We start from the raw sequence: 26,840 nt of genomic DNA, 5'->3' as shown, positions 1-26,840 counted from the left end.
ACAGATTTTACATCTTTGTATAATAAATATATAATTAATTATCAAACAGTCTGGATCAGGAGGTTGGCCATGAAAGCTGAAGAAGGAAAATATAACATAAAAGCTGTGTCAAATATGATTGGTATACAACCTGGTACGCTGAGGGCCTGGGAAAGGCGTTATCAAATGATTGCACCAGTTCGTAATGACTCAGGGCACAGGCTTTATACAGATGAACATATCAGAAAACTTAAATGGCTGGTTTCGAAAGTAAATGCAGGATTCACAATTAGCCAGGCTGTAGCACTTTCTGATCAGGAACATGAAGAAATAACAACTATAGATAAAAACGAAAATCAGTTAACTTTGTTAAGAGAGGATTTATTAAGGGCATTAATGAAGTTTGATGAAAGTAAAGCTCATGACCTGATTAACGAAGCTTTTTCGCTTTACACCGTGGATAAAGTACTGGTTGATATTTTAGGCAGTATTTTAATTAAAATCGGACTATTATGGGAAGAGGGAAGAATCACGACGGCACACGAACATTTTGCTACTTCCATTTTAAGATCGAGAATTGGGATATTAATGCATTCTTTCCCGCAGAATAATTTTCTCCCTAAGGTAGTTGCGGTATGCTCTCCGGATGAATGGCATGAACTGGGACTATTAATTTTCACGCTCTTTATCCGTCGCAAAGGTTTCAATGTAATTTATCTGGGTTCCAGTATTAAAGAGGGAGATATTCAAACAGTTCTTGATACTGTAGAACCAAAATTTTTATTTATGTCTTGTACGCTAAAAGTAAACCTTCCGAGAGCAAAGGATCTGATAAGAGATCTGGAAAGTGAATATAAAGAGCTTGTAATTGGTTTAGGCGGACATGCAGTGAATTCAATGGATGAAGATGAAAGAGATGGTTTTGAAAAAAACCTGGTCGGTCTGAATAAAGAAGATTGGGAAGACTGGATAAGCAAATCTTTAAACATGCCTGCAAATTAATTGTGTAGTTCGTCAAAAACTCCTATTATTATAAAATAGGAGTTTTTTTAATAATCGGTTGTCATGATTATGACAGGTTTACATTGAGGAGTGAAATAATTGAAAAATGAACAAATAATCGTCATTGGTGGTGGTCCATGTGGATTGTCTGCGGCGATTGAGCTTAAAAATAAAGGTTATAATCCGCTTATTATTGAAAAAGGAAACATTGTGAACGCAATTTATCATTATCCTACTCATCAGACGTTTTTCTCATCCAGTGAAAAACTTGAAATAGGAAATGTACCTTTTATTATTGAGCAGCACAAGCCTAAACGAAATCAGGCTTTAGTTTATTACAGAGAAGTTGCATCAAGGCATGACCTAAGGATTAATCGATTTGAAAAAGTTGAGAGCGTGACAAAAGAAGGTGACTTGTTTTCAATTCAGACTGATAAAGAAAAGTATACTGCTGAAAAAGTTGTTGTTGCAACAGGATATTATGATCATCCAAATAAACTGACTTGTCCGGGCGCAGATTCAGAAAAAGTTTATCATTACTTCAAAGAAGCACATCCATTTTTTGATATGGATGTTGTAGTGATTGGCGGGAAAAACTCTGCTGTGGATTCAGCTATAGAACTCCAAAAAGCCGGTGCAAGAGTGACAGTGTTATACAGGGGAAGTGAATATTCACAAAGTATAAAACCCTGGATTCTTCCGGAGTTTGAAGCGTTAGTTAAAAACGAAGCGATTACAATGATCTTTAATGCTGAAGTAAAAGAAATAAAAAGTAAGTCATTAATTTACAATGACGGCTTCAAGGATATATCCATAAAAAATGATATTGTATTTGCGATGATCGGCTACCACCCTGATCATTCTTTAATTGAAAAGATGGGTGTTGATATTGATTATGAAACAGGCCGTCCATTATTTAATCCGGAAACAATGGAGACTAATGTGCCGGGAATATATATCGCAGGTGTAATTGCCGCCGGTAATAACGCGAATGAAATTTTCATTGAAAATGGAAGGTTTCATGGCAGACAAATTGCAGAATCAATTGAAGTCAAATAAAAAGATCCTGTGTCAAACGACACAGGATCTTTTTATTTGATTCGATTATAATTAAGGCTTTGTTAAAGTCCAGAGTGGATATTGCACAGCTGATGATTGGAGCGTAAGCCGGTGACTCCCTGCTGCAGGAAGGGACAGTCGGAACAGGCGAAGCCTGATGGCTCAGTATCCAGCCGCGGAAGCATCCGACAACTTTAAAAGAGCAAAAATTACAGCATTTTTTAAGGCTGTAAAATCCGGTATGGTGTTAATTTTTGCAAAATCCTAAGAAGATATTCGAAGTACGGCAGTGATTTACAGATGCTATTTAAACATCGCAGCAATATACTCCGGGTCATCCGACTGCGCAAGGCCAATCATCAGTTTTAAACGCGCTTTTTGGCCATTTAATCCATTTGAAAAAATGACACCCATTTTTTTCAGCTGACGACCGCCGCCTTCATAACCGTAAACATCCTGTGCAATGCCATTAAAACATCTTGAAACCAAAACAACAGGAATGTTTTTTTCTATCAAATCCTGTATTCCGCTAACGGTGCCTGGAGGTAGATTTCCCTGACCGAGTGCTTCGATAATGACACCATCAAAATTCAGGTCTGCTAAAGCACTAAAAAGTCTTGAATCCATACCTGCATAAGCTTTAATAATTGCTACATTTTTACTAAGCTCTGAAATCGAGTATTTCAAATCCAACTTAGGGGTGTGATGAAATAGAACAGCGTTTTTTGTTACAATCCCAATCGGTCCATATTGAGGACTCTGGAAAGTGGATACATTACTTGCATGCGTCTTCGTAACGTTGACGGCTGTATGAATTTCATCATTCAGCGCAACCAAAACACCTTTTCCAAAAGCTTCGTCTGAAGTAGCTACTCTTACTGCGCTGATTAGGTTATATAAACCGTCAGCACCAATCTCGTTAGATGATCTCATTGCGCCTGTGACAACAATCGGAATTGAGAGTCTTAAAGTTAAATCAAGAAAATATGCTGTTTCTTCCAACGTATCTGTACCATGCGTTATCACTGCACCATGGATACCTTTTTCCAGGTAATATTTTTCAATGATCTTTTTTAACTCCAGCATATGGTCAGGGGTGATATGGGGTGAAGGCAAGGTAAAAGGTGCCTCAACAAAAAAGTCTGCATAATCATTTAAGTTAGGTGTATGCCTCATCAGCGGATTTTCACCCTCCGGTTTTACTGATCCCGACTCATCTTCTGACATAGATATTGTTCCACCTGTATGAATAAGTAATAATGTTTTTTTTGACATATGATCCCTCCGGAACAGTTAAGTATGTAATTAGATTCTTTTACATGATACGATGAGAAAAACGGATTGAAAAGAGGCAACATGATGATCGCTCTTATTTCAGCTGCGATAGCACCCGGATTGGCTCTGCTAAGTTACTTTTATCTCAAGGATCAATATGACTCAGAGCCAATCAGAGTTGTGTTCAGAGCATTTATTTTAGGGGTTGCTGTAACGTTTCCTGTAATGTTTTTACAGTATGTCATTGAAGTGGAGACTGACTTTCAACATATGTTCTTACAGTCCTTTTTAACGTATGGACTGTTAGAAGAATTTTTTAAATGGTTTATTCTCTATTTTTTTATTTTTCATCTGGTGGAATTTGATGAACCTTATGATGGAATTGTTTATGGGGCAGCAGTCTCTTTAGGGTTTGCGACGCTTGAGAATGTGTTGTATCTGGCTGCATATGGTTTGGAAACTGCTGTTGGCCGGGCTTTACTGCCTGTTTCAAGTCACGCATTATTCGGTGTGGTAATGGGATATTACATAGGAAAAGCAAAGTTCAACACAAAAAAACAGCTATTTGTCATCGTCTCATTAATATTACCGATTATTCTTCATTCTACATATGACTTTATTTTAATCAGCAGCCGGAATTGGATCTATTATATGGTGCCTTTTATGTTGTTTCTCTGGTGGTTCGGTCTATGGAAAGTAAAAAAAGCGCATATTTTGACAGATGCACACCATAATACGAGGATATCTTAAGGACAATTAAAGCATGCGGATGCATGCTTTTTTGTTTGCCATAAAATGTGTTGAATATGACTGTTGTTGTGTATTTGATCAGGACCTTCATCCTCTAATTCAACAATATTTGAATAGTTTAATTAAATTAGATCAGATTAATATTAATCAGCATGACAGGAGGTAATGGTATGAGGAGAAAAGCTTGCTTAATGGTTCTTGTATGTTCAATTGTTTTTGGGAATGCAGCAAGTACAGGTGCTTTCAGTGGACAGGTTATTCAAAAAGGAGCATTTGGTGACGATGTGATTGAGCTTCAGGCACGGCTTCAGTATATAGGATATTACAAAGGTGAAATTGACGGTGATTTCGGATGGGGTACTTACTGGGCATTGAGAAACTTTCAGAATGATTACGGAATGGAAATCGATGGACTTGCAGGTCCGGAAACCCGACAAAAACTGATTAACGCGAGTGATTATAACGAATCTTTTGTTCAGGATAACCTGAAAAAAGGAGTAAAGTTTTCTCATTATGGCGGGACCCCTCTGGAAAATCAAGTAAAAGAGGAAGCTTCACCTAAAAAGTTACGACTGCCGAGTGGGTACTCAGAAAATGATATAAAACTAATGGCTAATGCTGTGTATGGGGAAGCACGTGGAGAACCTTATGAAGGACAAGTTGCAGTAGCAGCTGTTATTTTAAATCGAATCGAAGATGAAGCTTTCCCTAATACTGCTTCAGCAGTTATTTTCGAACCGCTGGCTTTTACAGCGGTAGCGGATGGACAAATCTGGCTTACACCAAATGACCAGGCCAGACGTGCAGTGTTAGATGCAATTAACGGATGGGATCCCTCTGAGAACGCACTGTACTATTTTAACCCTGTAACAGCTACAAGCAAATGGATCTGGTCAAGACCACAAATCAAAAAAATTGGTGAGCATATATTCTGCTTATAAGTAAGGAGAATGACGAATGAACTGGAAAAAATCGATTCTTATCCTATTGTTTTTATGTGCTTTTTCAGCCGCTGCATTTGCAGCCTATCAAAAAGGACAAACGAATGCTTTGCAAACGCATATGGAAAATCAGTATCAGCGTGCTTTTCATGAAATGACTTTTCAAATGGATCTTTTACATGATGAAATCGGCTCAACTTTAGCAATGAATGGCGGCAGAACGCTTTCCCCGGCTCTGACAGAAGTCTGGAGATTAACGTCTATGATTCATTCTGATATTGGACAGCTTCCGCTGGGGATCCTTCCATTTAGCGAAATGGAGAAGTTTTTGATGAGCATTGGTGAATTCAGCTTTCGAACCTCTGTTAGAGATCTTTCTTCTGAACCGTTAACAGATGATGAATATGAAAAGCTGGAACAGTTATATAGCCAATCGGCAGATATTCAGAACGAATTGAGAAATATTCAAAGTAAAATACTTGAAGAAAAATTAAGCTGGCTCGATCTTGAAGAGCTTATGGCAACTGAAGATGCTAAAGCACAGCCAGTCGTTGATGGATTTGCTAAAGTGGATGGAGCAGTTAAAGGATATGCTTCTGAAACATTTGCACCGACAGAACAGGAGACGGCTTCAGAACGCAGAAGACAGCTTGAGCATTTAGAGGGTGAAAAAATCACGGATAAAGATGCATTAAAAATTGCTGCGCAGTTTTCAGGAAACAAAATGGAAAATGCAAATGTCTCGCACAGTCTGGAGGGGTCACCTTATCCGTTTGTTACAGTAACCATGCCTGAATCAACATTTTCAATGGATATATCTTCAAAAGGCGGATATCCATTGTATATGATTAAGGACCGGAACATTTCAAATGCAACACTCAGCTTAAATGAAGCTGTAACTGAAGCTGAGAAATTTCTCATCAAGAATCAGTTAAAGGATTTAAAACTTGATAAAAGCCAGCAGAACGACCATAGTGCCTCACTTACTTTTTCCAGATATGTGAGTGAAGAAGATGTTTGGATATTAGATGACTCAGTGTATTTAAAAGTTGCGCTTGATAATGGTGAAGTATTAGGTTTCACGGGTTATGATTATTGGGCGGGGCACGGAGAGATTGAGATTCCGGAAGCGGAAATAACAGAAGATGAAGCGTTGGATCTGCTGCATTCTAAATTCAAAAATGAGGAAACCAGAATGGTGTTAATCAGAAACGAATTGGATGAACATGTATTCTGTTATGAATTCACAGGAATGACAAATAGTGAAACGTTCAGAATTTATATTAATGCGATTAATGGGCAGGAAGAGAAAGTGGAAAAACTTTAGAAAAACCTTCCTTTTTACGTAAAAAGGAATTGAAAATGTACTGTTCCATGAGATAATACCTATATAGTGTAGTTTAGGCGGGTGTTTTTGATGAAAATTGGAACAGTATTAACGATTGAACCGATGCATGCTTCTCAAAATGATAAATACAAAAGCAGGCTGGTTGAAATTAGTGGAGGAAAACTTTATATAGACTACCCAATCAGTATCTCCACTAATAAAACTGTATTTCTAATTGATGGAATGCAGCTGAGAATTAGTTATACAGATGATAAAAATGATGCTTTCACTTTTGAAACCGAAGTGAAAGGGAGAAAAAACGCGAATATACCAATGATTGCTTTAGAGGAACCGGTTGATGAAGATGTAGTGAAAATTCAACGCAGACAATTTGTCAGGGTGAACGCTTCAATTGATTTATCAATTAAAACGGATTCTTTGAAGTTTGTTACTGTAACTGAAGATATTAGCGCAGGTGGACTTTCTTTTATAATGAAAGAAGGCATGAACTTTCATAGTGGTGACGATCTTGAGCTTTTTCTGGTGCTTCCGATGAGAAATGGTGATACGCAATATTTAAAAGTAGCTGGAGAAATCACGCGTACTAAACAAGTAGATCGTATTCATATTGGAATGGTGAAGTTTAATGACCTCACAGCCATTGAAAGACAGCTTTTATTAAGATACACATTTGAATGCCAGTTAAAAATGAAGGAAAAATAATTTGTGTGAAGCGCTCTTTTTGGCTAAATATGCTGAAAAGAGTGCTTTTATCGTTCTGTACCCATCAGAGAATGGGTCGATTATGATACAATAATTGTGATTAAACTAGATTGAGGAGAATCGCCTGTGACTATCAAAAAAAATATACGGATTGCACTAGATGGGCCTGCGGCTGCCGGGAAAAGTACTGCAGCTAAAAAAATTGCTGAAAATTTAGGTTTTATTTATATTGATACGGGAGCGATGTATCGCACACTTACTTATAAAGCAATAAAAAATAAGGTTGACCCAAAGAATGAGCAGGAATTATATAACCTTTTAATGAATACAGTAATAGAGCTGAAACCAGGAAAAGAAGGACAACTCGTATTCCTTGATGGACAAGAAGTGACAGCAGAAATCAGACAGCAGGAAATCACAAAAAATGTTTCTGATGTAGCACTTCACAAGTTGGTTAGAAGTGAAATGGTTAGAAGACAGCAGGAACTTGTTAAAAACGGCGGCATCGTGATGGACGGCCGTGATATCGGGACAGCAGTTATACCTGATGCAGAGTTAAAAATATTCATGTCTGCTACTGCAGATGAGCGCGCAAGAAGGCGATTTGAGGAACATAAAATACAGGGGATCACATCAGACTTCGAGCAGCTTAAAGCTGAGATCGAAAAGCGGGATCATATCGATTCAACCAGAGCTGTTTCCCCTTTGATTAAAGCAAAAGATGCCATAGAACTGGACACTACTCATATGAGCATTTCAGATGTAGTAAAAAAAGTAATGACGCTAGCAGCTGATCGGAGGTCACAGTCGTGAATTTATATTCATTTGCAAGAGGGTTGGTAAAAACAGTACTTACACCTGTATACAGAATTCGTATCGTGGGTAAAGAACATATACCGGATGAAGGCGGCGTGTTAATTTGTACGAATCATATAAACGTACTTGATCCGCCAGTAGTGGGAATCACGTCCCCTCGACCTGTTTCATTCATGGCGAAGGAAGAGCTGTTTAATGCACCGGTTTTGAAAAACCTTCTTCCAAATCTTAACGCATTTCCTGTCAAAAGAGGGATGAGCGATCGTGAAGCACTCAGAAGGGGGCTTGCACAACTGAAGGATGGCAAAGTAGTAGGTCTTTTTCCGGAAGGCACCAGAAGTAAAGACGGAACAATTGGCAAAGGGCTTGCAGGAGCAGGATTTTTCGCTTTAAGATCAGATGCAGCAGTTGTACCATGTGCAATCATTGGACCTTACAAATTTGCTAAAAGACTGAAAGTAGTTTACGGGAAGCCGATTAATATGACCGAATTAAAAGAAAGAAAAGCATCTGCAGTTGAAGTGACCGAAATCATTATGAATGAGATAAAAACACTTTCCGACAATCATCGCTAAAAGTTCTCGCTTGACAAACAGGGCTATTTATTAGAAGTTAGTAGTATATTCTGAATTTATCATTAAACTGTGAATCTTTTCACAATTGATATAATTTCAGCAGTCTTGGATTAAGGAGGAGTACATATGACAGAGGATATGAACAACATCGAAGTAAACTCACTAGAGGTAGGAAATCGGGTTACCGGCACTGTAACCAAGGTGGAGGAAAAACAGGTTCTTGTAGATGTGAAAGACAGCAAGATTGATGGTATTATTCCGATTTCAGAACTTTCGAGCCTCCATGTAGAAAAAGCCTCTGACGTGGTTAAAGAGGGCGATGAGCTTGATTTAATCGTAACCAAAGTAGAAGAAGAATTACTCGTTTTATCTAAGCGAAAGGTTGAAGCAGAAAAAGCCTGGGAAGAAATGAAGCGCAGATATGAAACAGAAGAAGTTTTTGAATCAGAGGTCAAAGACGTTGTCAAAGGTGGACTCGTTGTTGATCTCGGTGTAAGAGGATTCGTACCAGCTTCACTCGTTGAAGACTATTATGTTGAAGATTTTGAAGATTACAGAGGAAAATCTTTAACATTTAAAATTGTTGAGCTTGACGAGGAAAAAAATCGCTTAATTCTTTCTCATCGTGCAGTGATCGAAGGAGAAAAAGCTGAAAAGAAAAAAGAGCTGCTTGAGAAAATACAGGCTGATGATGTGTTGGACGGTACAGTTCAGCGAATAACAGATTTCGGCGCATTTGTTGATATTGGAGGCGTGGATGGTCTGGTCCATATTTCTCAACTGTCACACCAGCACGTAGAAAAACCTTCTGATGTGGTTGAAGAAGGACAGAAAGTGCAGGTTAAAGTGTTATCTGTTGACCGTGATAATGAAAGAATTTCATTATCAATTAAAGAAACTTTACCGGGACCCTGGTCTGATATTGAAGAGAAAGCTCCAAGAGGTGCTGTATTGGACGGAAAAGTCAGACGACTTGTTTCTTACGGTGCATTTGTAGAAGTGTTCCCGGGGGTTGAAGGACTTGTTCACATCTCCCAAATCTCACATCAGCATATCGGTACTCCGCATGAAGTGCTTGCGGAAGGTGAGCAGGTGCAAGTGAAAGTGCTGGATGTAAATGTTAATGACCAGAGATTGTCTCTTTCGATTAAAGAATTGAAAGAAGACAAGGGTTCATCAGGTCATCATTATGATATGCCTGAGGAATCTTCAGGATTTCAGCTAGGTGAAATGATCGGCGATAAGTTAAAAGATTTAAATAATGATAAATAATTAGGTGAATAATTGTGAGTAGAGCGAAAAGAAAACTGGATCATATTCAATATGCTTTATCTGATAAACAATCAGGTGCAACAGGTTTTGACGATATCATTTTAGTCCACCAAAGCCTGCCTGATTGCTCTATGGATGATGTTTCTCTTCACTCTGAAGTAGGCGGACTTAAACTGAGTTCGCCTTTTTTTATCAACGCAATGACAGGTGGAGGCGGAGAGAAGACTTCCCAGATAAATGCAGCACTAGCCAGAACGGCAAGAGAAACAGGCATTGCTCTTTCTGTCGGTTCTCAAATGTCTGCAATTAAAGATAGAGATGAGCGTCATACGTATAGTGTCGTGCGCAAAGAAAATCCAAATGGCCTTATTTTTGGAAATATTGGCAGTGAAGCGACAGTTACACAGGCAATTGAAGCTGCTGAAATGATAGAGGCTGATGCGCTTCAAATTCATCTGAATGTCATTCAGGAGCTAGCAATGCCTGAGGGGGACAGGGATTTTAATGGCGCATTAGAAAGAATTTCCCGAATTTCAGAAGAACTTCATATCCCTGTGATTGTCAAAGAAACTGGTTTTGGAATAAGTAAAGAAGCAACTCAGAAACTCAATCAAACTTCTGTTGCGGTCATAGATGCAGGCGGCTATGGAGGAACTAATTTTTCCAGTATTGAAAATAACAGACAGACCAGGAAGAAGCTATTTTTCAACGAATGGGGTGTACCGACAGCAGCTTCAATCGTTGAAACAGCCAGTTCCACAAATAAAGATATAATCGCATCGGGAGGCATCCGTTCAAGTATGGATGTATTAAAAAGTTTAGTGCTTGGCGCTTCTGCAGCGGGTATTGCAGGATCTTTTCTGAAGATTTTGTCTGAACAGGGTGAAGCTGCTTTGATAGAAGAAATAAAATTTTATCAGGAAGACCTGGTCATGATGATGACAGCTTTGGGTTGTAGAAATGTACGATCTCTACATCATGCACCTGCAGTGATCACCGGAGATTTATACCACTGGCTCAGTGTACGCGGGCTTGAACCTGAAAGTTTGAGCAGAAGAATCTGATGTTGATTTTTACAAGTGTTCAACAGCAAAAGCTGATTTCCTTAAAAAGAAATCGGCTTTTGTTTGTACGGACAGTTATTGTGCATTAAATTAAATACTGATACAATGGTTCAGTCTGTATAGAACGAATAAATTGAAAGTGCACTTAAGTCAAGTGCGTAGAAGGGGTGAACGTCATGGCAAAAGCAAAGCCGGTCGTTGCGATAGTTGGTCGCCCAAATGTAGGGAAATCCACTATTTTTAACAGAGTTGTAGGAGAAAGGGTATCTATTGTGGAAGATACGCCTGGTGTAACAAGAGATCGCATTTACAGTTCAGCTGAATGGCTGAATCATGATTTTAATATTATTGATACTGGCGGAATTGATATTGGAGACGAGCCGTTTCTTGAACAGATCAGACAGCAGGCAGAAGTAGCAATAGATGAAGCTGATGTCATTATTTTTATGACTAATGGCCGTGAAGGTGTAACTTCTGCGGATGAACACGTGGCTAAAATATTATTTAAATCAAATAAACCGGTCGTTCTGGCCGTTAACAAAGTAGATAATCCCGAAATGAGAAATCAAATTTATGATTTCTATTCTCTTGGATTTGGTGAGCCTTTCCCTATTTCCGGTTCGCATGGTCTTGGGCTGGGTGATTTGCTCGATGCCGCAGCAGAGCACTTTGATAAACGTGAGATCGAGGATTATGGTGAAGAAGTGATTAAGTTTTCTTTGATTGGAAGACCTAACGTAGGGAAATCTTCCCTTGTTAATTCTTTACTTGGAGAAGAAAGAGTCATCGTAAGTGATGTTGCCGGAACGACAAGAGACGCTGTTGATACGCCTTATAAGTATGATGGACAGGAATATGTCATTATTGATACTGCGGGTATGCGTAAAAAAGGTAAAGTGTATGAATCAACAGAAAAGTATAGTGTACTGCGTGCGCTGCGTGCAATAGAACGTTCTGATGTAGTTCTCGTATTAATTGATGGCGAAGAAGGCATCATAGATCAGGACAAGAAAATTGCAGGATATGCTCATGAAGCAGGCAGAGCAGTTATTATTGTTGTGAATAAATGGGATGCAGTTGAAAAAGACGAAAAAACAATGGACAAGTTTGAAAAGTCGATCAGAGCACATTTCCAATTCCTTGACTATGCACCGGTTGTTTTCGTATCGGCGCTGACTAAGAAACGAATTCATACTTTACTGCCTGTTATCAATATGGCAAGTGAAAACCATTCAATGCGTGTTCAGTCCAGCATATTAAATGAAGTTGTAATGGATGCAGTGGCAATGAATCCAACGCCAACCGAGAACGGCAGAAGGCTGAAAATATTCTATGCCACTCAGGTAGCAGTCAAGCCTCCGACATTTGTTGTCTTTGTGAATGAGCCTGAACTGATGCATTTCTCTTACGAAAGATTTTTAGAAAACAGAATCAGAGAAGCGTTTGGTTTTGAAGGTACACCGATCAGATTAATTGCCAGAGCACGAAAATAATTAATTGTAAAGGAGCGGACTGTATTGACAAAGCTGAATATTGCAGTATTGGGAGCCGGCAGCTGGGGCACAGCATTGGCACTGGTATTAGCAGATAATCATCATGACGTAAAGCTCTGGACTCACAGAGAATCTCAGGCCGACCAGATTAATGAATCTCATTCAAATGAGAAATATCTGCCCGGTGTTACCCTGGCGGATGAAATAACAGCATTTTCAAATATCAGAGACGCTATTGATTCCACTGATATGATTGTTTTTGCCGTTCCTGCAAAAGCGACTCGTGAAGTTGCAGAACAGGTGAATCAGGTATCTGAAAATCCTGCTGTTATTGTGCACGTAAGCAAGGGGATTGAGCCCGACACCCATTTAAGAATATCTCAAATTCTTGAAGAAACCCTCACTCCCGAAGCGATGTCAGATCTGGTTGTATTATCAGGTCCCAGTCATGCTGAAGAAGTTGTTAAGCGACACCCGACAACTGTGACTGCAGCATCAGAAAACATTGAGGCTGCAAAAAAAGTGCAGGATGCGTTTATGAATCAGCACTTCAGGGTCTACACGAACTCAGATGTGATTGGCGTTGAGGTTGGAGGAGCACTGAAAAATATTATTGCGCTCGCAGCAGGCATTACAGACGGTTTAGGGTACGGTGATAATGCTAAAGCCGCCCTGATTACACGTGGTCTGGCAGAAATTGCACGATTGGGTGTAAAGTTAGGGGCAAAACCGTTAACTTTTTCAGGTTTAACTGGTGTTGGTGATTTAATCGTAACTTGTACCAGCATTCATTCAAGGAACTGGAGAGCAGGCAATATGCTTGGTAAAGGGCACAAGCTTGATGAAGTGCTCGAAAGCATGGGTATGGTAGTGGAAGGTGTGAGAACAACTAAGGCGGCCTATCAGCTCGCTAATAAGTACCACGTTACTATGCCGATCACCAGTGCGCTCTATCAGGTTCTGTTTGAAGGGGTACACCCAAAAGAAGCTGTTGATCAATTAATGACAAGGGTTAAAACGCATGAAATGGAAGACTTGGTGAACATTTTAGAAGATCAGGGAGAAAAAACCGGGGAGTAATCCCGGTTTTTTCTATTTGATCAGTTATTTGTAAACAGTGTGACAGGCAAGCAAAACCTTTGTTTTCAAAACTTGAACTTTTTCTGAAACTTATCACGGCCATCGATTGAATGTGGAAGAACTATGCTATAATATAACGGCACGTTTTGTGAAAGGGTGAGCTTAAATGGATGCATTAACTAAGATGTGGGTTTCTTTTGGTTCGATGGGATTTATGTTTTTAGCTATTATTATTATTTATATCAGCCGCTATAAAATTTCAAATAAAGTAATCAAATTTATTACTGCATTCGCAGCGTATATCTTTATGATACTTGCAGGATTAATCATGCTTTGGGTCGTTTTCAGCGGTCCTACAATGGAAGTTTGATTCGGAGGGGAAATTTATGAATAAACGTCTGGTTGTGATCATAGCAGCCATTTCAATATTTTTAACAGGGTGTATGTTTCCTTCTGAAGATAGAGCGGGGAATGAGATTGCGTATGAAGACCAGATTGAAAATGTTCAATCAGCTGTAGATCAGTATCAGGAGAACACGGGCGGGCTTCTGCCGATTAAAACGGTAGAAAATGACACGCCTGTATATCGAAAATATCAAATTGATTTTTCGATGTTGAAACCCAGATTCATGCCTGATCTGCCCGGTAATGCGTATGAAAATGGGGGAGTCTTTCAATATACACTTTTAAATGTCGAAGAAGATCCTACAGTATACGTTTTTGATCTCAGAGTAGCAGAAACGATCAGGTCGCTGCAAATCAGAATACAGGCTAACAGAGGTATTCCGTTTAAGGAGCAGATTGGGGATAATATGTACACCGTTGACTTTTCTAAGCTCGGCTATGAAGAAGATCCTGCAATAAAAAGTCCTTATACCGGAAACGAGCTCCCGCTTGTAGCAAGGGGAGATGGAACAATTTATGTTGATTACATCACAGATTTATATCAGTTGACTCAGGATAGAGACATGTCATCTTTACAGAATGAAGAAGACTTGCGGCCGATATTATTTGAAGATTCAAGTGTAGTCCCTGCTTACAGTGTTCCATATTATGTTGGGGACGACGGGGAAATTAAATACGGTAAAGAAGATGCTGGTTCTTAAAATGAAACAGTTTTTTTGTTCTTTTTGCAGCATGTCCTCATAGACTATTAGTGCGTGATGCTGAAATAGGGGGGCTTGCAGATGGAAAAACAAAACGTATTTGAACATATTGCTGAAAGAACTGGAGGAGATATTTATATTGGTGTAGTTGGTCCTGTCAGAACGGGGAAGTCCACTTTTATCAAAAAAATGATGGAACTTGCTGTTATCCCTCATATGAAAAACGCTGCAGAAAGAGAACGGGCACAGGATGAATTGCCTCAAAGTGCAGCAGGACGAACGATCATGACAACCGAACCAAAGTTTATTCCTAACCAGGCTGTAAAAATTACTGTTTCTGATGGGCTGGAAGTTAACGTGAGAATGGTTGATTGTGTTGGTTACACAATACCAGGTGCTAAAGGGCATGAAGACGAATATGGTCCCAGAATGGTCCATACACCCTGGTATGAAGAGCCAATTCCTTTTGATGAAGCGGCGGAAGCAGGTACAAGAAAGGTCATTCAGGATCACTCGACAATTGGTGTAATGATTTCCACGGATGGGACAATTGGTGAGATTCCGAGAGAAAGCTATGAAGAAACAGAAGAAAAAATTATTGCAGAGTTAAAAGAAGTGGGGAAACCATTCATCATGGTACTTAACAGTGCCAGACCACATCAGGAACAAACAGAGAATTTGAGAAAAGAGCTTCAGCTGAAATACGATATACCGGTCATCGCAATGAGTGTGGAAAGTATGAGAGAAGCGGATGTAATGATGGTTCTCAGAGAAGCGTTGTATGAATTTCCGGTATTGGAAGTGAATGTTCAGCTTCCGGGGTGGGTGATGGTCCTGGATCAGGAACACTGGCTGAGATCTCACTTTGAAACAGCAATCGGCGATGTTATACATGATATCAGAAGAATCAGAGATGTAGACAGAGTGGTTAGACAATTTGAAGAATTTGATCATGTAGACACTGCCCAATTATCAGGCATGGATATGGGTGGTGGAATTGCCAATATAGATTTACATGCTTCGGAGGATTTATACGACCAGGTGATAGAAGAGCTAATTGGAGAGCGTGTAACCGGTAAAGATCACTTTTTATCTTTAATTAAAGATTATACTGCAGCAAAAAAGGAGTATGATCAATTTTCCGAAGCGTTAAAAATGGTGCGACAAACAGGATATGGTATCGCGGCACCGGTGCTGTCAGATATGAGTCTTGATGAACCTGAAATCATTCGTCAGGGAGCCAGGTATGGCGTCAGGCTAAAAGCTGTAGCACCGTCAATACACATGATTAAAGTGGATGTTGAATCCGAATTTTCGCCTATAATAGGAACTGAAAAACAGAGTGAAGAACTTGTGCATTATTTGATGCAGGATTTTGAAGATGATCCGTTATCGATTTGGAGTTCAGATATATTCGGCAGAAGCTTAAGTTCTATTGTAAGAGAGGGGATTCAGGCTAAGCTCGCGATTATGCCAGAAAATGCTCGTTATAAGCTTAAGGAAACCTTGGAAAGAGTAATTAATGAGGGTTCTGGCGGGATGATTGCTATCATCCTTTAAGCTGAAAAACTAATACATCGATCATCTGCAGCCCGGTTTTAGGGCTGTTCTTTTGTTTATTTAAATATTATTCATGTTTGCTGCAGCGGTTATATTAAACAAATTTTTCTAATAAGTAGCGCTTCATGAACTTAAGTGTTATGATGCACTTCTGATATAGTGCAGCTTTCCTTATGATCATCTTTATTCTTTAAAAGTTGAAATAAATACAAAAACCTTGAAATCAGAGTGATTTCAAGTGTTAAAAAGGTTTATTTACCTTAAAAGAGGAGATAATAAGAAGAGATTGCCAAAAATTATCGTATTATTCTTGCTAATGTATTTTTAATATGATAATCTTTTAACAGAATTGATCTAAAACATTGATTCTATGGGCTTTTTAGCGATTATTTTAAAATCGTGAAAATGCTTTTCAATGTTCACTAAGTAACAGAGACTTGCCCATAACTTTTTTGGGAGGAGGTGAATGACGTGAACAAGACTGAACTAATTAATGCAGTTGCTGAATCTGCTGAACTTTCTAAGAAAGATGCAACTAAAGCAGTTGATGCAGTATTCGATACAGTACAAGACGCACTTGCTAAAGGTGATAAGGTACAACTGATTGGTTTTGGTAACTTTGAAGTACGCGAACGTGCAGCCCGTAAAGGCCGTAACCCGCAAACTGGTGAAGAAATCGAAATCTCAGCAAGCAAAGTGCCTGCTTTTAAACCAGGTAAAGCGCTAAAAGATGCTGTTAAATAATACATATCTTTAGCGTAAAAAACCGCACAATTTTGTGCGGTTTTTTATATGATCAATGCCTGGCGCACATTTACTGAGCAGTTGCCTTTGCGCCTCTCAAAGCCGTTGTGCTAATATGAAGTGAAATAAATGCAGCGTGGGAGGATTCAATAATGGATCATACAACTGAACAGTTAACAACTTTGACTGAAAATAATACTGGCCGGGTTGACCGGGAAAAAATAGAAACAGCAATTACAATGCTGTTAGAAGCAGTAGGTGAGGATCCTTCAAGAGAAGGTTTACTCGATACACCTAAACGTGTGGCGAAAATGTATGAAGAAATGTTCTCCGGACTCCATAGTGATCCTAAAGAGTATTTCAAAACCGTTTTTAATGAAGATCATGAAGAACTGGTGTTTGTAAAAGATATACCTTTTCATTCAATGTGTGAGCATCACCTTGTTCCTTTTTACGGCAAAGCACATGTTGCTTACCTGCCTAAAGATGGTAAGGTTACAGGGCTTAGCAAGCTTGCCAGAGCTGTTGAAACTACAGCAAGAAGACCTCAGCTTCAGGAAAGAATTACTTCTACAGTTGCCGATGCAATAATGGACATGCTCTCTCCACACGGAGCTTATGTGATTGTAGAGGCAGAACACATGTGTATGACGATGAGAGGCATTAAAAAGCCAGGTGCCAAAACAGTAACAACTGCAGCACGGGGAGTTTATGAAACTGATCATGTTTTAAGAAATGAAGTCATGACATTGTTGAAAATGGATTAATAAAGGAGTGTAACACATTGAGTGACCAAGGAAATTTCATTACAATAAAAGCGCTTGAAGATGGTGTGAATGTCATCGGGTTGACCAGAGGAACAGATACAAAGTTTCACCATTCGGAAAAACTCGATAAAGGTGAAGTGATGATCGCGCAGTTCACTGAGCACACTTCTGCTGTTAAAGTGAGAGGCAAAGCGTCTATCCTAACAGCTCATGGCGAAGTATTGAGCGATGAAAAAATAAAAAAATAATTTAAATCGTTGAAGCCGGCGAGTGCTGGCTTCTTTTGTCTTAGCAACGCGTTCGATTCTTATGCTATAATAATAAGGGTTTAACGATTTCACTGGTATTGATCCGGGAACTTAAATTTGGGTGTAAATGATCGTTCAGGAAATGATGATCTTTTTTTTCACTACATAATGTTATGATACTATTATTCGCTTTTTCTACATCAAATGTATTACATATGAACTAAAGAAACGGGGAGAAAACGATGAACTTTAAACAATCTGAACGCTGGATGAATGAAACAGTCCAGCATATATTAGACCAAATTCATCACCCGTATCTTCATGCAGCGATCGGGCAGCCGGAAATTGATATGGATAGACTGTCATTGCTTTTACTCCCCTTTTATCTGAAAAATAAATATACAGAACTGGATCAATCATACGTATCAACTGCTATTTTAATTCAACAAGCACTTGATACACATGAAAAGGTATCGTCAAACAGTGAATCTCACCGTATAAAACAACTGACTGTTCTTGCAGGAGATTATTATAGCGGTCTGTACTATAAAATCTTATCTGAGATTCCTGATATTGAGCTGATCAGAAAAATCGCTCATTCAATTGAGGAAATTAATGAACACAAAATTGAAATATCTTCTGCGCATTCATTATCCGAAAATGAATTTTTACGAAGTCTCACTAAGATAGAATCCTCAATTATTGCAAGTCTATTTAAGCATTTGGGATTCGAAGAAATGGTGCCGCTTGCAGAAAAGCTGTTGTTAATCCAGCGATTAAAGCAGGAAGAAGTTATGTTTTCAGATGGGAAATATTCAAGTCTGTTTGATTTTTTCAAACACGGAAAAAACCACATTAAATCTTCAGATTATCTTATAACATATAAAGTTTTACTGAAACAGATTTCGGGTGATATTGAATACCTGGTACAGGACCTTAAACTGCCATCATCAGTTAAAAACCTGCCCATTTTCAGTTCTTTTTATGAGAAATCGATCATTTATGCAGAGGAAGGGTAATTATGCAAACGGAAAAAGAGCAGAAAGTGCACGGTGTATTTGAAAAAATACATGGGCGCTATGACAAAATGAATTCAATTATCAGTTTCCAGCAGCATGTCCGCTGGAGAAAATATACGATGACAAAAATGCAGGTTGAACCTGGATCAAGAGCACTCGATGTTTGCTGTGGGACTGCAGACTGGACAATTGCACTAGCGGAAGCTACAGGTGCTGAAGGAGAAGTAATTGGGCTGGACTTCAGTAAAAATATGTTGAAAACAGGTCATGAAAAGGTAAAGAGCTACCCTCAGATCTCTTTAATACATGGAAATGCAATGGCATTACCCTACGAAGATAACTCGTTTGATTATGTCACGATCGGCTTCGGACTGAGGAATGTCCCTGATTATTTACAAGTATTAAAAGAAATGAACAGAGTTCTAAAACCTGGAGGGATGGCTGTTTGTCTTGAAACCTCCCAACCTACACTTCCCGGATTCAGACAACTTTACTATGCGTATTTTAAATATGTCATGCCGGTATTCGGAAAGCTTCTGGCCAAAAGTTATAACGAATATTCATGGCTGCAGGAATCAGCTAAAGATTTTCCTGGCGCAAAAAAATTAGCAGAACTATTTGAACATGCAGGGTTCACAAGTGTAGAATTCAAACCATTCAGCGGTGGCGCAGCTGCAATGCATATAGGTTATAAAAAAGCTCAAAATGTAAATTAGGTGGAACCATAATGAAATTAACCATGCTCTATTCGTTTTTGAAAACGGATATAGAAGAAATAGAAAAGGAATTAAGCCAGGCGATTCATTCTGATACGATACTGTTAAAAGATGCATCGCTTCACTTGCTTCAGGCCGGAGGAAAGAGAATCCGACCTGTTTTTGTACTGCTCTCTGCAAAGACTGGTCAATACGATATTCACCGCGTTAAAAATGCCGCTGTGGCACTTGAACTTATTCATATGGCTTCCTTAGTGCATGATGATGTGATTGACAATGCAGATATGCGAAGAGGAAGAACGACTATTCAGGCTGAGTGGAGTAATCAGGTCGCGATGTATACTGGGGACTATATGTTTGCGAGAGCATTAAATTACATGACAGTGATTCAGGATTCTACTGCCCATAGAATTTTATCAGACGCTATCGTGGAGCTATGTATTGGAGAAATTGCACAGATACAGGATAAATACAGATTTAATCAGAGTGTAAAAGATTATTTCCGCCGTATTAAAAGAAAGACCGCATTACTCATTGCTGTCAGTTGTCAGCTCGGTGCAGTAGCGGGGGAAGCAACACCTGATATTCAAAAGAAACTTTACCGTTTCGGTTATTATGTAGGAATGGCCTATCAAATAACTGATGATATACTCGATTTCACCAGCACTGAAAAAGAGCTTGGAAAACCTGCCGGAGGAGATCTTTTGCAGGGGAATATAACACTCCCGGTATTTTACGCGATGGAAAACCCTGAGTTAAGTTCGAAGATTAAAAAAGTTCATGAAGATATGTCTGATGAAGACATGCAGCATATTATCGGTGAAATACTAAAAACCGATGCGATTAAACGCTCATCAGCAATCAGTCAGCGTTATCTGGTTAAAGCACTGGAACAACTCGATGCTCTTCCTATGTCAAAAGCTAAAAAGTCCCTTAGAGACATTGCTCTTTTTATTGGTAAAAGAAAATATTAATATAGAATGAAAACGTTGCCAAAAGATGAAATGAGTGATAATCTTTTAAAGGGTCTTCTAAAGACCGACATACATAGTTGGGGGAATATGAGATGGAAAAAACTTTTTTAATGGTCAAACCAGACGGTGTACAAAGAGGGTTAATCGGTGAAGTGATCAGCCGATTTGAAAGAAAAGGTTTTAAATTATCAGCAGCTAAGCTAATGGTAATTTCTGATGATCTTGCAAAAAAACATTACGGAGAACATGCCGATAAGCCTTTCTTCGGAGAACTTGTAGATTTCATCACTTCAGGTCCAGTTTTTGCAATGATCTGGGAAGGCGAGGACGTTGTAAAAACTGCCCGCCATATGATGGGTGCTACAAAGCCTAGTGAAGCTGATCTTGGGACAATCCGAGGCGACTACGGCTTAACGGTTGGAAAAAACATGATTCACGGTTCTGACTCTCTTGAGAGTGCTGAGCGTGAAATGAATCTTTTCTTTGGGGACAATGCAGCCCTTGAGTATAAAAAATCTGTAGATGAATGGGTATATTAATTTTTGAAAAGCACCTGAGCAGGTGCTTTTTTTTATAGCATTATTTATGATGTTTTTATATAGTAGCTTATAATAGCTTTAATTGAATGAGGTGTACATATGTCAAATGATTATGCAGGTTTTGTAACTTATATCAAAGATAAAACAGGAATTGATCTGTCACTTTATAAAGAGGCACAAATGAAGAGACGCCTGACTTCTCTTTATGAGAAAAAAGGATTTATCTCATTTAAAGATTATTCAACAGCACTATCTTCCAAACATGATCTGATGGATGAGTTTCTGGATAGAATGACTATTAATGTTTCGGAGTTTTACAGAAATCAAAAAAGATGGGAAGTCTTAGAGAAGAAAGTTCTCCCGGACCTGCTGAAGAATCATTCGCAATTGAAAGTGTGGAGTGCAGCATGCTCTACAGGAGAAGAACCGTATACCCTGGCAATGGTCTTGAACAAGATGCAAAAAGGCAGCCCTGTGAAAGTACAAGCAACAGATCTAGACCGGCTTGCGATTGAAAAAGCGAAAATTGGTTTGTATGCTGAAAGAGCTTTGGCTGAAGTACCCAATGAAATAAAAAAAGAGCATTTTACTCAGCAGGGATCATTTTATAAGGTTTCAGATCAAATTAAAAAAAACGTTACATTTAAACAGCAGAATTTGCTGAATGATCGTTTTGATTCAGATTATGATTTAATCGTTTGCCGTAACGTCATGATTTACTTTACTGAGGAAGCTAAGGATGAGCTTTACCATAAATTCAGTAAAGCATTAAAGCGCGGTGGGGTGTTGTTTGTAGGCAGTACGGAACAGATTTTTAATCCGGGGAAATATGGTTTTGAATCAATCGAAACTTTTTTTTACCGGAAAATTTAAATTTGCCGGATAATTTCACTACATACGTTTTAAAAAATATGTTAGACTGTACAAATATTACTTTAGCGAGTTGAAGGGGGAAAGCGTTATGATGAGATATTTAACAGCAGGTGAATCCCACGGGCCACAGCTGACAACAATTATTGAAGGTCTTCCTGCCGGATTAGAAATTAAAGCTGATGATATTGACGAACACTTAGCCAGAAGACAAAAAGGTTATGGACGAGGAAGAAGAATGCAGATAGAAACTGACAGAGCACAGATTTTGAGTGGGGTAAGACACGGCAAAACGCTGGGTTCACCTATTGCACTGGTAGTTGAAAATAAAGATTGGACACATTGGACAAAAATTATGGGTGCAGAGCCGCTGACCGATGAAGAGGAAAAAGAAGTAAGAAGGAAAATTACACGTCCAAGACCGGGTCATGCAGATCTGAATGGCGGTATGAAATACGGTCACAGAGACATGAGAAATGTTCTTGAAAGATCTTCTGCAAGAGAAACGACTGTTCGGGTTGCTGCAGGGGCACTTGCACAAAAAATCCTTAAAGACCTGGGCATTAATATTGCCTGTCATGTCAGAGAAATCGGCGGCGTAATTGCTGAAGAATTCAAGGAATTGACAGCTGCTGAGATACGTGACAAATCTGAACAGAGTGAAGTCAGATGCGTGGATCCTGATGCATCGGAAAAGATGAAAGATGCAATTGATGCCGCTAAGAAAAACGGTGATTCGATCGGTGGAGTCGTCGAAGTCGTGATTGAAAATGTACCTGCCGGATTAGGGAGCTATGTACACTACGATAAGAAGCTGGATGCAAAGATTGCAGCTGCGATCATGAGTATCAATGCATTTAAAGGCGTGGAATTTGGATTAGGATTTGAAATGGCAAGACTCCCCGGCAGCAAAGTTCATGATGAAATTGCATGGTCTGAGGAGAGAGGGTACTATAGAAAGTCGAATCGTCTAGGTGGATTTGAAGGGGGCATGACTACAGGTATGCCAATTGTTGTAAAAGGTGTAATGAAACCAATTCCAACACTTTATAAACCGCTTGAAAGTGTTGATATTGATTCCAAAGAGCCTTTTAGTGCAAGCATCGAGCGTTCAGACAGCTGTGCAGTGCCTGCAGCTGCTGTAGTTGCGGAAGCTGTAGTAGCATGGGAAATCGCAGCCGCAATCTGTGAGAAGTTTGACAGCGACCGTTTTGACCAGTTAAAAAATGCTGTTGAAGAACATAGAGCTTACACGAAGGAATATTAATATGGAGCAGCTGACAATCCGAACAGGTACAGAATATCCTGTGTTCATTGGAGAAGATGTTCTTAAAGAAACTGGTCGAGTGATTGAAGCGATGCAACCGGCAGTCACATCAATTTTACTGTTGGTGGATTCGAATGTTTATGAATTACACAAAACGAACATTCATGACCATATCAGTTTTGATGCTTTGTTTATTTTACCCGCTGGAGAAAAAGCAAAGTCTTTTAGCGTGTATGAAGAAGCCATTGGTGCTGCCCTGGAGGCGGGTCTGGACCGGCACTCACTGATTATCGCATGTGGCGGGGGAGCGACCGGAGACCTTGCAGGCTTTACGGCGGCAACATATATGCGCGGTATAAGGTACATTCAGGTGCCTACAACAATTCTTGCTCACGATAGTGCTGTAGGGGGTAAAACGGCCATTAACCATCCCCTGGGTAAAAATATGACTGGCTGCTTCCATCAGCCTTCAGCTGTTCTTTATGACAGTATGTTTCTCAAAACACTGCCATTAAGAGAAATCAGATCAGGCTTTGCAGAGGTCATTAAACATGCATTAATTGCAGACAAAGAATTTTTAAAAGAGATCATGGAAGAAGTAAAAGATCTGGGTTCATTGAATGATGATTTTCTCCAATATGCATTAAAAAGAGGTATACAAATAAAAGGAGAGATCGTGCAGAAAGATGAACGTGAACAAAATATCCGTGCTTATTTAAATTTTGGACATACATATGGTCACGCAGTTGAAGCGTGGTCCGGTTTTGGAAAAAAACTGCACGGGGAATGTGTCATGATCGGGATGATCTATGCATTGCACCTGAGCAACAAAAAAACCGGCTTAAATATGTCTATGTCAGATTTTATAAGCTGGGTTCATTCACTTGGTTATGACATCCACACTGATGCTCCTTTTGCAGATCTGCTTGCACTCATGAAAAAAGATAAAAAGAACTTAAATAGAGAAATCCGGTTTGTCTTATTAGAGTCAATTGGAAATCCGGTTATTATGAATGCTGCACCAGATGAATTAAACAATATTCACGATACATTAAAGCGAGAGGGGGAAATATTGTGATCCGCGGTATTAGAGGAGCTACAACAACCGAAAATGACCAGGAAGAAAATGTTATCCATGCTACATTAACACTGATTGAAGACATGATTAATAAAAATAACATCGAACCTGAAGAAACTGCTTCAGTTTTTATTTCTACTACTGATGATTTAAAATCCGTATTTCCTGCAAAAGCTTTAAGAAAAATCGCAGGGTGGGAATACGTGCCTGTTATGTGTATGCAGGAAATCCCTGTGGTAGATGCGCTGCCGCAATGCATAAGGGTAATGGTTCATGTGAATACGGAGAAGAAGCAGAAAGAGATTCAGCACATATACCACCAGGAGGCTGTAAAACTGCGTCCTGACCTTATGGAAGCGCTCAGAAAGGTGGATAATTAATGTATATTAAAGATCAAGTGAAAAAACTCACTCCTTACAAGCCCGGAAAAACAGTTGATGAAGTAAAAAAAGAACTGGGTCTTAGCGAAATCATTAAGCTGGCTTCAAATGAAAATCCATACGGCTGCTCAAAACGGGTTGGTGACGAACTTAAAAATTTGTCTGATTATGCAATTTATCCGGATGGGGGCGGCTCTGTATTAAGAAATTCTCTGACTGACTTGTACCAGCTTGCACCTGAACAATTTATTTTGGGTAATGGATCAGATGAAGTGATTCAGATGATCTCAAGAGCAATGTTAGACTCCTCGAAGAACACTGTTATGGCTACTCCAACTTTTCCACAGTACAAGCATAATGCAGTCATTGAAGGCGCTGAAGTAATTGAAGTGCCTTTAGTAGAAGGGCACCACGATCTTGACGCCATGGCACGCGCAGTGAACAAAGATACTGCTGTTGTATGGGTTTGCAGTCCAAATAACCCAACAGGTGTCAGTATCAGCGAGAAAGATTTAAAAGGTTTTCTTGATCAAATACCGGACAGTGTGCTCGTCGTGCTCGATGAAGCTTACTATGAGTATGTAACTGCTGAGGATTATTACGATTCATTAAAGCTGATTGAATCATATTCAAACCTGATCGTAACAAGAACTTTTTCTAAAGCATATGGTCTTGCGGGCTTCAGAGTGGGTTATGGTATCGCACAGCCTGAATTAATTCAATCTCTGGAACCGGTACGTGAACCGTTTAATACAAATTCTCTTGCGCAGCGTGCAGCTGCAGCGGCGTTAAAAGATCAAAGCTTTATTCTTTACTGCAAAGAACAAAATAGAATAGGAATAGAAAAATTTGAAAGGTTTTGTAAAGAGTATGGCCTGAATTTTTTTCCTTCACAAGGCAACTTTATTCTTGTGCATTTTAACCAGGATGCAGATGAATTATTTGAAGCATTGATGAAAAAAGGGATCATTACCAGAAGTGGACAGGCTTTGGGGTATCCAAAGAGCTTGAGAATTACAATAGGTACTGATGAACAGGTGGATAAAACGTTAAAAGCAATTAGTGAGATCATTTCGCATTAAAGGTTGTGAAGGTATGAAAGGAAATGTATTCATTATAGGTCTTGGGCTAATTGGCGGATCAATTGGGTTGTCTATTATAAAAGAACATCCAGACGCAACAGTGACAGGGTTTGATCTGAAAGAAGAAGAGGTCAGGCTCGCAAAAGCACTAAGCGCAATAAACAAGACATCTGTGTCTTTAAAGAATGATGCAGAAGAGGCTGATTTAATCATCATTTGCACGCCTGTCAATGAAACAGAGAATCTGATGAAAACACTGGCAGGATTTAATCTGAAGTCAAGTGTCATTATCACTGACGTTGGGAGTACAAAGAAAAATATAATGGAAGCCAGCTCAGTTTTAACAAATAAAGGATATACTTTTATAGGCGGACACCCGATGGCTGGTTCACATAAGAGCGGCGTATCAGCGGCGAAGGCTTTTCTGTTTGAAAATGCATTTTATCTGCTTACCCCCGGTGATCATACTGAAAAAGAAGCGGTTGATCTGCTTAAAACATGGCTTAATGGAAGTAAGGCGAAGTTTCTTGAAGTGAAACCGGAAGAGCATGATCATATTACTGGAACGGTCAGTCATTTTCCACATATTATTGCTTCGTCTCTGGTTCATCAGGTGAAAAATAACTATCAAAAACAACCGTTAATTTCAAGTCTCGCAGCAGGGGGTTTTAGAGACATATCCAGAATTGCATCTTCTAATCCGTCTATGTGGAGAGATATCACGATTCATAATATCGATATGCTGAAAGACCTTCTTACTGAATGGCAGCAGGAAATGAATCATGTAGTCGAAATGCTTGATAAGAATAACGCACAGGATATTTATCGCTATTTTGAGGAAGCAAAGACATTCAGAGATTCCATGCCGATACTTCAAAAAGGTGCAATCCCATCCTTTTATGATTTATTTGTAGATGTACCTGACTATCCTGGGGTTATTTCTGAAATAACGGGGCTTTTAGCTAAAGAAGAAATCAGCATTGTGAATTTGCGAATCATGGAAACAAGAGAAGATATATACGGCGTTCTGACAATTAGTTTTCAAACTGAAGAGGATCGGAAACGTGGAGCTGACTGTATTTCTTCAGTAACAGATTTTGAAGTGTTTACTGTTTAATTCAATTTGCGAGGAGT

Annotated in this window: 29 protein-coding genes; 28 read left to right on the top strand and 1 reads right to left on the bottom strand. The window is 39.2% G+C overall.

Annotation, left to right across the window (positions count from 1 at the left end; translation table 11 throughout):
• Positions 1–69: 69 nt before the first annotated feature.
• Positions 70–981, top strand: a complete 912-nt coding sequence (locus E2626_RS04655; protein ID WP_134380166.1) for a MerR family transcriptional regulator — start codon at positions 70–72, stop codon at positions 979–981.
• 99 nt (positions 982–1,080) lie between these two features.
• The gene (locus E2626_RS04650) at positions 1,081–2,040 is read left to right on the top strand and encodes a YpdA family putative bacillithiol disulfide reductase (protein WP_134380164.1); all 960 of its coding nucleotides are present in this window, start codon (positions 1,081–1,083) and stop codon (positions 2,038–2,040) included.
• Between the two features lie 303 nt (positions 2,041–2,343).
• Here E2626_RS04650 and E2626_RS04645 read toward each other — a convergent pair whose 3' ends face one another.
• Positions 2,344–3,315, bottom strand: coding sequence for an asparaginase (locus tag E2626_RS04645; protein WP_134380162.1), 972 nt, complete (start codon positions 3,313–3,315; stop codon positions 2,344–2,346).
• 84 nt (positions 3,316–3,399) lie between these two features.
• On the opposite strand from E2626_RS04645, the gene prsW reads away from it, so the two are divergent.
• The 26 genes from prsW to E2626_RS04515 all read left to right on the top strand — a co-directional run bounded on the left by prsW (position 3,400) and on the right by E2626_RS04515 (position 26,823).
• Positions 3,400–4,065, top strand: coding sequence for a glutamic-type intramembrane protease PrsW (gene prsW, locus E2626_RS04640; RefSeq protein ID WP_134380160.1), 666 nt, complete (start codon positions 3,400–3,402; stop codon positions 4,063–4,065).
• A 170-nt stretch (positions 4,066–4,235) separates the two neighbouring features.
• Positions 4,236–5,006: a spore cortex-lytic enzyme gene (gene sleB, locus E2626_RS04635; RefSeq protein ID WP_134380158.1), complete on the top strand. Its 771-nt coding sequence runs from the start codon at positions 4,236–4,238 to the stop codon at positions 5,004–5,006.
• Positions 5,007–5,022: 16 nt separating this feature from the next.
• Positions 5,023–6,333, top strand: coding sequence for a germination protein YpeB (gene ypeB, locus E2626_RS04630; RefSeq protein ID WP_134380156.1), 1,311 nt, complete (start codon positions 5,023–5,025; stop codon positions 6,331–6,333).
• Between the two features lie 90 nt (positions 6,334–6,423).
• Positions 6,424–7,056 (top strand): flagellar brake protein, encoded by a 633-nt coding sequence (locus tag E2626_RS04625; RefSeq protein ID WP_134380154.1) that lies wholly within the window; start codon positions 6,424–6,426, stop codon positions 7,054–7,056.
• Between the two features lie 132 nt (positions 7,057–7,188).
• A complete protein-coding gene (gene cmk, locus E2626_RS04620) occupies positions 7,189–7,869 on the top strand; it encodes a (d)CMP kinase (RefSeq protein ID WP_134380380.1) in 681 nt (226 codons plus the stop codon).
• Positions 7,866–8,447: a lysophospholipid acyltransferase family protein gene (locus E2626_RS04615; protein ID WP_134380152.1), complete on the top strand. Its 582-nt coding sequence runs from the start codon at positions 7,866–7,868 to the stop codon at positions 8,445–8,447. The genes cmk and E2626_RS04615 overlap by 4 nt, the downstream gene beginning before the upstream one ends.
• Positions 8,448–8,573: 126 nt before the next feature.
• Entirely contained in the window at positions 8,574–9,719 is a 1,146-nt protein-coding gene (gene rpsA / locus E2626_RS04610; RefSeq protein WP_134380150.1) for a 30S ribosomal protein S1, read from the top strand.
• Positions 9,720–9,733: 14 nt separating this feature from the next.
• Entirely contained in the window at positions 9,734–10,783 is a 1,050-nt protein-coding gene (gene fni, locus E2626_RS04605; protein WP_134380148.1) for a type 2 isopentenyl-diphosphate Delta-isomerase, read from the top strand.
• A gap of 176 nt (positions 10,784–10,959) precedes the next feature.
• The gene (gene der, locus E2626_RS04600; RefSeq protein ID WP_134380146.1) at positions 10,960–12,276 is read left to right on the top strand and encodes a ribosome biogenesis GTPase Der; all 1,317 of its coding nucleotides are present in this window, start codon (positions 10,960–10,962) and stop codon (positions 12,274–12,276) included.
• A 33-nt stretch (positions 12,277–12,309) separates the two neighbouring features.
• Positions 12,310–13,356: an NAD(P)H-dependent glycerol-3-phosphate dehydrogenase gene (locus tag E2626_RS04595; RefSeq protein ID WP_279587250.1), complete on the top strand. Its 1,047-nt coding sequence runs from the start codon at positions 12,310–12,312 to the stop codon at positions 13,354–13,356.
• A 166-nt stretch (positions 13,357–13,522) separates the two neighbouring features.
• Positions 13,523–13,726 (top strand): DUF2768 domain-containing protein, encoded by a 204-nt coding sequence (locus tag E2626_RS04590; protein WP_134380142.1) that lies wholly within the window; start codon positions 13,523–13,525, stop codon positions 13,724–13,726.
• A gap of 16 nt (positions 13,727–13,742) precedes the next feature.
• Positions 13,743–14,462 (top strand): hypothetical protein, encoded by a 720-nt coding sequence (locus E2626_RS04585; RefSeq protein WP_134380140.1) that lies wholly within the window; start codon positions 13,743–13,745, stop codon positions 14,460–14,462.
• An 81-nt stretch (positions 14,463–14,543) separates the two neighbouring features.
• Complete coding sequence (spoIVA, locus tag E2626_RS04580; RefSeq protein WP_134380138.1) at positions 14,544–16,022, top strand: stage IV sporulation protein A; 1,479 nt, start codon at positions 14,544–14,546, stop codon at positions 16,020–16,022.
• 471 nt (positions 16,023–16,493) lie between these two features.
• Positions 16,494–16,766 (top strand): HU family DNA-binding protein, encoded by a 273-nt coding sequence (locus E2626_RS04575; RefSeq protein WP_039809415.1) that lies wholly within the window; start codon positions 16,494–16,496, stop codon positions 16,764–16,766.
• Between the two features lie 152 nt (positions 16,767–16,918).
• The gene (gene folE, locus E2626_RS04570) at positions 16,919–17,533 is read left to right on the top strand and encodes a GTP cyclohydrolase I FolE (protein ID WP_134380136.1); all 615 of its coding nucleotides are present in this window, start codon (positions 16,919–16,921) and stop codon (positions 17,531–17,533) included.
• Positions 17,534–17,550: 17 nt separating this feature from the next.
• A complete protein-coding gene (gene mtrB / locus E2626_RS04565; RefSeq protein ID WP_134380135.1) occupies positions 17,551–17,781 on the top strand; it encodes a trp RNA-binding attenuation protein MtrB in 231 nt (76 codons plus the stop codon).
• A 242-nt stretch (positions 17,782–18,023) separates the two neighbouring features.
• Positions 18,024–18,800 carry a heptaprenyl diphosphate synthase component 1 gene (locus tag E2626_RS04560; RefSeq protein ID WP_134380133.1) on the top strand — a complete coding sequence of 259 codons (777 nt, stop codon included), beginning with the start codon at positions 18,024–18,026 and terminating at the stop codon, positions 18,798–18,800.
• A 2-nt stretch (positions 18,801–18,802) separates the two neighbouring features.
• Positions 18,803–19,516: a demethylmenaquinone methyltransferase gene (locus E2626_RS04555; RefSeq protein ID WP_134380131.1), complete on the top strand. Its 714-nt coding sequence runs from the start codon at positions 18,803–18,805 to the stop codon at positions 19,514–19,516.
• 11 nt (positions 19,517–19,527) lie between these two features.
• Positions 19,528–20,490, top strand: a complete 963-nt coding sequence (gene hepT, locus E2626_RS04550; protein WP_134380129.1) for a heptaprenyl diphosphate synthase component II — start codon at positions 19,528–19,530, stop codon at positions 20,488–20,490.
• Between the two features lie 92 nt (positions 20,491–20,582).
• On the top strand, positions 20,583–21,029 hold the full coding sequence (gene ndk / locus E2626_RS04545) for a nucleoside-diphosphate kinase (RefSeq protein WP_134380127.1): 447 nt from the start codon (positions 20,583–20,585) through the stop codon (positions 21,027–21,029).
• Positions 21,030–21,128: 99 nt separating this feature from the next.
• Entirely contained in the window at positions 21,129–21,902 is a 774-nt protein-coding gene (locus E2626_RS04540) for a CheR family methyltransferase (RefSeq protein ID WP_134380125.1), read from the top strand.
• Between the two features lie 91 nt (positions 21,903–21,993).
• Positions 21,994–23,166, top strand: coding sequence for a chorismate synthase (gene aroC, locus E2626_RS04535; protein WP_134380377.1), 1,173 nt, complete (start codon positions 21,994–21,996; stop codon positions 23,164–23,166).
• A 1-nt stretch (position 23,167) separates the two neighbouring features.
• A complete protein-coding gene (aroB, locus tag E2626_RS04530; RefSeq protein WP_134380123.1) occupies positions 23,168–24,244 on the top strand; it encodes a 3-dehydroquinate synthase in 1,077 nt (358 codons plus the stop codon).
• Entirely contained in the window at positions 24,241–24,624 is a 384-nt protein-coding gene (gene aroH, locus E2626_RS04525) for a chorismate mutase (protein ID WP_134380121.1), read from the top strand. The genes aroB and aroH overlap by 4 nt, the downstream gene beginning before the upstream one ends.
• Positions 24,624–25,706 (top strand): histidinol-phosphate transaminase, encoded by a 1,083-nt coding sequence (hisC, locus tag E2626_RS04520; protein WP_134380119.1) that lies wholly within the window; start codon positions 24,624–24,626, stop codon positions 25,704–25,706. The genes aroH and hisC overlap by 1 nt, the downstream gene beginning before the upstream one ends.
• A 13-nt stretch (positions 25,707–25,719) precedes the next feature.
• Complete coding sequence (locus tag E2626_RS04515) at positions 25,720–26,823, top strand: prephenate dehydrogenase (RefSeq protein ID WP_134380117.1); 1,104 nt, start codon at positions 25,720–25,722, stop codon at positions 26,821–26,823.
• Positions 26,824–26,840 lie beyond the last annotated feature (17 nt).

The sequence above is a fragment of the Jeotgalibacillus salarius genome (genome assembly GCF_004405125.1).
Lineage (GTDB): Bacteria > Bacillota > Bacilli > Bacillales > Jeotgalibacillaceae > Jeotgalibacillus > Jeotgalibacillus salarius.
This window is presented reverse-complemented; position numbering and strand designations above follow the sequence as displayed.